Below are 5,366 nucleotides of genomic sequence, written 5' to 3' on the forward strand. Positions count from 1 at the left end.
AGGGGCGGCGGGGGCGAAAAAGGCCCTGCTCACACCGGAAGCATCGGATAGCTGCCGGTGTTCGTCGGAGCGTGTTCCGGGAGCCACAGGACCGCCACCGCCCCCTCCGCCGGGGCGCCGGGCGGCGCGCCGCCGGCCCGCACGTTGCGGAAGGTGAGCCGCGCCCCCAGTACCCGCGCCTGCCCCGCCGCGATGGTGAGTCCCAGCCCGTGCCCGTGCCCCGCACGGTCACTGCTGCCGGTGCGGAAGCGGCTGGGCCCCTCCGCGAGCAGCGCGTCGGGGAAGCCGGGCCCATGATCGCGGACCCGGATGACCCGGCCCTCGACCGTGACCTCGATGGGCGGTCTGCCGTGCTTGGCGGCGTTGATCAGCAGGTTGATGAGGACCCGCTCCAGCCGGCGCGGATCGGTGGTGACCGCCGACTCGTGCACCACGCGTACGACGATCTCCGGGTCCCGCGCGATCACCCGCCGGCTGACGAACTCGCCCAGCACGATGTCCTGCAGCTCGGCCCGCTCGGACGCGCTGTCCAGCCGGGCCACCTCCAGCACGTCCTCGACCAGCTGACGCATGGCCTGCGCCCGGTCCCGTACGAGTTCCGTCGGGCGCCCCGGCGGCAGCAGCTCGGCCGCGGTGAGCAGCCCGGTCACCGGAGTACGCAGCTCGTGCGCGATGTCGGCGGTCACCCGCCGCTCGGCCTCGATGCGCTGCTGCAACGCGTCCGCCATCGCGTCCACGGCCCGCGCGAGGTCGTCCGTCTCGTCGCGCACGACCCCGCCGATGGAGTCCCGCACCCGTACGTCCGGCTCGCCCTGCGCGACCCGCCGGGCCGCTGTGGCCGCCTTGCGCAGCCGCCGTGACAGCTGGCCACCGATGAGTACGCCGAGCGCGCAGCCGCCGAAGACGACCGCTGTCGAGCCGATGATCAGGGCCTCGTCGAGGTCCTTGAGCACGGTCGCGCTGCGGTCGGTGAAGTTCGTGTGCAGCGACAGGGTCCGGCCGTCCTTGAGCGGTACGGCCGCCCAGATGTCGGGCACGCCGTCGGGGTGCTCCGTCACATAGGTCGCCCGGCGCCCGGCCGTCGCCTTCGCCAGCAGGTCCTTCGGCAGGTCGGGGTCGTCGATCATGACGCCGGGGAAGTTCGGCCGCCCGGAGGCCTCGTAGTTGCGCTGCGCGATCTGGACGCGCTCGTCCGCCAGATCGCGGGCGTTGTCGAGCATCGAGACCCGGGCGGCGTTGTGCACGACCAGGCTCAGCGCGACGGCCACCAGCGCCACGACCGCCGCGATCGCCGCGCTGAGCTTCCACCTGATCCCCGTACGCGGCATCAGACGCCCGAGTCTCTCGCGCCGAGCGGCGGCGCGAGGAACACGGGCGCCACGACCGCCACGGCCGCCTCGACCGTCGCGGCTGTCGCGATCGGTTCGGTCGGTTCGGTCGGTTCGGTCGGGTGCCTCCGCACCTGGGCCGTCGCGTCCGGGCCCGTCGGCCGGGTTCTCGTCCGTCCCCCGCATCGTCCGCTCCGTCCGCTCCGCCCGTTCGGCTCGCTCCGCCACTCAGGCCTTCAACTTGTATCCGAAGCCGCGGACCGTCTCGATCCGGTCCTGGCCGATCTTCGTACGCAGCCGCTGCACATGGACGTCGACGACCCGGGTGTCACCGCCCCAGCCGTAGTCCCACACCCGCTCCAGCAGCTTGTCGCGCGACAGGACCGTACCCGGTGCGGACGAGAACTCCAGGAGCAGCCGCATCTCGGTCGGCGTCAGTGCCACCGGCGCGCCGCCCCTGCGTACCTCCATGCCCTCCGTGTCGATCTCCAGCTGGCCGGCGCCGAAGGTCAGCACGCCGCCGACCGGGACGGACGACGCGCCGTCGGCATCGGTGGCGGCGCGCGGACCGCTCGCGTGCCCGAAGCGTCGCAGCACGGCCCGGATGCGCGCGACCAGTACGGCCCCGTCGAAGGGCTTGGTCACATAGTCGTCGGCGCCCGCCTCCAGGCCCAGGACGACGTCGATCGAGTCGGCGCGGGCCGACAGCATGATCACGGGCACCGTCGACTCGTCACGGATCCGACGGCACAGCGACACCCCGTCGAGGCCCGGCACCATCACGTCGAGGAGCGCGATGTCGGGCCGGTCCGCGCGGAACGCGTCGAGCCCCGACAGGCCGTCGGGCATGGCGGTGACCACGAAGCCGTCGCGTTCCAGCGCGAGTTGGGTGGCTTCGCGAATGACGTCGTCGTCCTCGACGAACAGGACATGGGTCTGCTCTGCCATCCCGTGCTCTCAGTTTCTCGGTCGGTCGATTTCTCGGTCGGTCGATCGGGGGTTCGGCGAATACGGGGTTCGGTCTATCCATCGGAAGGGGCCGGCTCCGGCGTATCGCCGCCCACCACCTTGCTGTAGTCGTTGTGCGTCCTGGCCTGCTCCGCGAAGCGGGTCGCCCGCCAGTGGTACGTGATCACCACCTCGCCGGACGGATACGTCACCGAGTCGCCCTTCTCGTACACCTGCTGGGTGATCACCAGGTCGCCCCGGTCGATCTCCGCGTACACCGGAGGTTCCTCGGCGCGGAAGACGTTCCGGTACACGCCGCCCTCCTCGCGGTACACGTACGAGCCGACGCCGACCGCGTCTCCGCAGGTCATCACGTTGATCAGGATGTCGTCGGCGGAGCCGCCGGTGAGCTTGCCGTACGACACGTCGACCGGGTACTCGTCGCCGACGCACGGCTTCAGGTCGCGCTTGACCGCCGCGCTGACCCCGGGGTCGGCCTCGACGAGCCGCACCGCGTTCGCACGGCTGGGGGTCGCGGAGCGCGCGACGGAGGGGGCCTGGGCGCTTCCGGCGACCGAGTCGGAGAGGGCCGGGCCCTCGTCCCGGGCGCCGGTGCCGCCCGTACCGCAGGCGGACGTGAAAAGCCCGAGGGCGGCGACCACGGCCACTGCCGCGATCACCGCCTTACGGGCTTCACGCGCCCGGGGAGTCCCTGTGTCTAGGCCGCGCAACGCTCCCGCTCCTCACGCTCCGGCACGCGTACGCCGAGCTCGTCGTTCTCGTCACAGGCCCGGCGCTCCAGCTCCTCGCGGAGCCGGGCGAGCGCCCGGTGCAGTGTGCTCTTGACCGTACCGGCCGACATGCCGAGGGCGGCGGCCGTCTCCTCCGTGGACATCTGCTCCCAGTGTCGCAGCACGACCACGCTGCGTTGCTTGGGAGCGAGCACCTTCATGATGTCCATCAGGAGCGCGCGGTCCGCGTGCTGCTCGGTGGAGTCGTCCACGCTCGCGTCCGGCAGCTGCTCGGTGGGGACCTCCTCCAGCTTGCGGGCCCGCCACCACTCCGTACGCGTGTTGATCATGACGCGGCGCAGATAGGCGTCGGCGAGCCGCTTGTCCGCGATGCCGTCCCAGCGTCCGTACGTCCGCACCAGCGCGGTCTGGAGAAGGTCCTGGGCGTCGACAGGGTCGGGGACCAGACGGCGTGCGCTGCGCAGCAGCGCGTCCTGCCGGGTACGTACGTACTCCTCGAACTCAAGCACCTCGCCGTGCGCCATTCCAACCGCCTCCGTCCCCGTTCCGACCTGCGTGCTGTCGGCTGTCCGTTGCCTGCCGTGCCGCTGTTTGCGGTACGACACCGAAGTTACGGAGGTGTTGTCACGGGGTTGTCCGAGCGAGCCTTCGACAAGCGCTCGGCTGTCCATAGGTTGTGTAACGGAAGTAGGGGCTGGTTAAAGCGAGGTGGTGACTGCGACGGGTACGGGCGATTTGCCCACCGGGGTTCGCCCGCCGGAGGTTGCCGACGATCGCCTGAAACCATCGGGAAGCTGTTACCCGGCTCGGTGCAAGCTGTGGATCAGTCAAATCGGCCGGATCAGCCAGGTCAGCTGGGTCAGCCGGATCGGCCAGGTCAGCCGGGTCAGCCGGGTCAGCTCTGCGGGAGTCGGTACAGGCCGCCGGTGAGCGGCTCCACCAGTCCGTCCGCGACCAGGCCGTCCAGGGCGCGGGCCCGCTGCACGGGCTCCTCCCAGACGCGGTCGAGAACCGACTGCGGGACAGGGGTGAGCGCGTCGCGCAGTACGGCGAGCAGCCGGCCGCGTACCTGCCGGTCCGTGCCCGCGTAGGTCTGGCCGCGCCGCGGCGGTCCGTCGTGCGCGGGCTTTCCGGCCAGCCGCCAGGCACACATGGCCGCGATCGGACACCGTACGCACGTCTCGTTCTTCGCCGTGCAGACGAGCGCGCCGAGCTCCATGGACGCGGCGGCCCACAGCGAGGCCGTGCGGTCGTCGTCGGGCAGCAGGGTGCGGGCGAGTCTGCGTTCGGCGGCGGTCGTGGCGTTCGGCGGGTACTGGACGCCGGTGACGGCCCGCGCGAACACGCGCCGCACGTTGGTGTCGAGCACGGCATGCCGCTGCCCGTACGCGAAGGAGGCCACCGCCGCCGCCGTGTACTCGCCGATGCCGGGCAGCGCGAGCAACTGCGCGTGCTCCATGGGTACGTCGCCGCCGTGCCGCTCCGTTATGGCGGCTGCGGCGGCGTGCAGGCGCAGCGCGCGGCGGGGGTAGCCGAGCCGGCCCCAGGCACGGACGGCCTCGCCCGGCGCGTCCTCGGCGAGATCGGCGGGCCTGGGCCAGCGGGCGAGCCACTGCTCGTACACCGGAAGCACCCGGCTCACCGGCGTCTGCTGCAACATGAACTCGCTGACCATCACCCCCCACGGTCCCGCGTCGGGCCGCCGCCAGGGGAGGTCGCGCGCGTTCTCGTCGAACCAGTCGATGACGGGGGCGTGCAGGTCGTCGCCGACGGTTTCACGGGCATCGGCGTGGGGGTTGGCCTGGGCGTGGGATGTGGGTTTCGTGGGCGCAGTCATGGCACATCCGATTCTCCCATGCGGTGGGATCTTCGAAGGTTCGGCCGGGGCCGGACCGCGTCGTGTGTTGTCCGCGGGCCCGATGTGGCTGCTCGCGCAGTTCCCCGCGCCCCTTTGCGTGCCGATGATCGGAAAAAGTTGAGGCGCTTGGCGGCGGGTGGGGCCAGCGAACTCCCGGATCTCTCGTAAGGTTGCGCCGTGGGATCTATGCGCAATCCGGTCGGGCCGCTTCCCTCCTCCATCTACTGGCGACGGAGGGCCATTCTGGCGTCCATGGTCGCGGTGTTGGCGCTGTTGATCACGTGGGTGGTCACCTCCGGCGGCGGAGGCGGCAACAAGAACGACGCCGACGGGTCCAACGGCAAGAACCCCACCGCGTCGATCACGCCCGGCCCTTCCGGGTCGGACCCCGCGATCAGTCAAGCCCCGGGTGGGCGCGACGAGTCGAGCGGTGGGGACGACGGCGGTTCTGGGGGCTCCGGTGGGTCGGTGGGCTCGGGG

The 5,366-nt window shown here is 71.6% G+C and carries 5 protein-coding genes and 1 pseudogene; 1 reads left to right on the forward strand and 5 read right to left on the reverse strand.

Annotated features, from left to right (window positions below; genetic code table 11):
• Positions 1-29 precede the first annotated feature (29 nt).
• The 5 genes from cseC to AOK01_RS36445 form a co-directional block, all read right to left on the reverse strand.
• On the reverse strand, positions 30-1,328 hold the full coding sequence (gene cseC, locus AOK01_RS36425; protein WP_055519325.1) for a two-component system sensor histidine kinase CseC: 1,299 nt from the start codon (positions 1,326-1,328) through the stop codon (positions 30-32).
• Between the two features lie 228 nt (positions 1,329-1,556).
• Complete coding sequence (gene cseB / locus AOK01_RS36430) at positions 1,557-2,276, reverse strand: two-component system response regulator CseB (protein ID WP_055519326.1); 720 nt, start codon at positions 2,274-2,276, stop codon at positions 1,557-1,559.
• Positions 2,277-2,350: 74 nt separating this feature from the next.
• Positions 2,351-3,007 carry a hypothetical protein gene (locus AOK01_RS36435; protein ID WP_063792925.1) on the reverse strand — a complete coding sequence of 219 codons (657 nt, stop codon included), beginning with the start codon at positions 3,005-3,007 and terminating at the stop codon, positions 2,351-2,353.
• On the reverse strand, positions 2,995-3,552 hold the full coding sequence (locus tag AOK01_RS36440) for a SigE family RNA polymerase sigma factor (RefSeq protein WP_055519328.1): 558 nt from the start codon (positions 3,550-3,552) through the stop codon (positions 2,995-2,997). The genes AOK01_RS36435 and AOK01_RS36440 overlap by 13 nt, the downstream gene beginning before the upstream one ends.
• Before the next feature lie 371 nt (positions 3,553-3,923).
• Complete coding sequence (locus tag AOK01_RS36445) at positions 3,924-4,865, reverse strand: HhH-GPD family protein (RefSeq protein ID WP_055519330.1); 942 nt, start codon at positions 4,863-4,865, stop codon at positions 3,924-3,926.
• A gap of 198 nt (positions 4,866-5,063) precedes the next feature.
• On the opposite strand from AOK01_RS36445, the pseudogene AOK01_RS42110 reads away from it, so the two are divergent.
• A pseudogene (locus AOK01_RS42110) lies at positions 5,064-5,366 on the forward strand (hypothetical protein); the annotation flags it as partial.

Origin of the sequence: Streptomyces aurantiacus (assembly GCF_001418335.1) — a bacterium.
GTDB classification, from domain to species: Bacteria; Actinomycetota; Actinomycetes; order Streptomycetales; family Streptomycetaceae; genus Streptomyces; species Streptomyces aurantiacus.

What these genes read in the sequence shown, in the direction of transcription:
- cseC (WP_055519325.1), bottom strand. Translation starts at nt 1,328, where the DNA reads ATGCCGCGTACGGGGATCAGGTGGAAGCTCAGCGCGGCGATCGCGGCG.
- cseB (WP_055519326.1), bottom strand. Translation starts at nt 2,276, where the DNA reads ATGGCAGAGCAGACCCATGTCCTGTTCGTCGAGGACGACGACGTCATT.
- AOK01_RS36440 (WP_055519328.1), bottom strand. Translation starts at nt 3,552, where the DNA reads ATGGCGCACGGCGAGGTGCTTGAGTTCGAGGAGTACGTACGTACCCGG.
- AOK01_RS36445 (WP_055519330.1), bottom strand. Translation starts at nt 4,865, where the DNA reads ATGACTGCGCCCACGAAACCCACATCCCACGCCCAGGCCAACCCCCAC.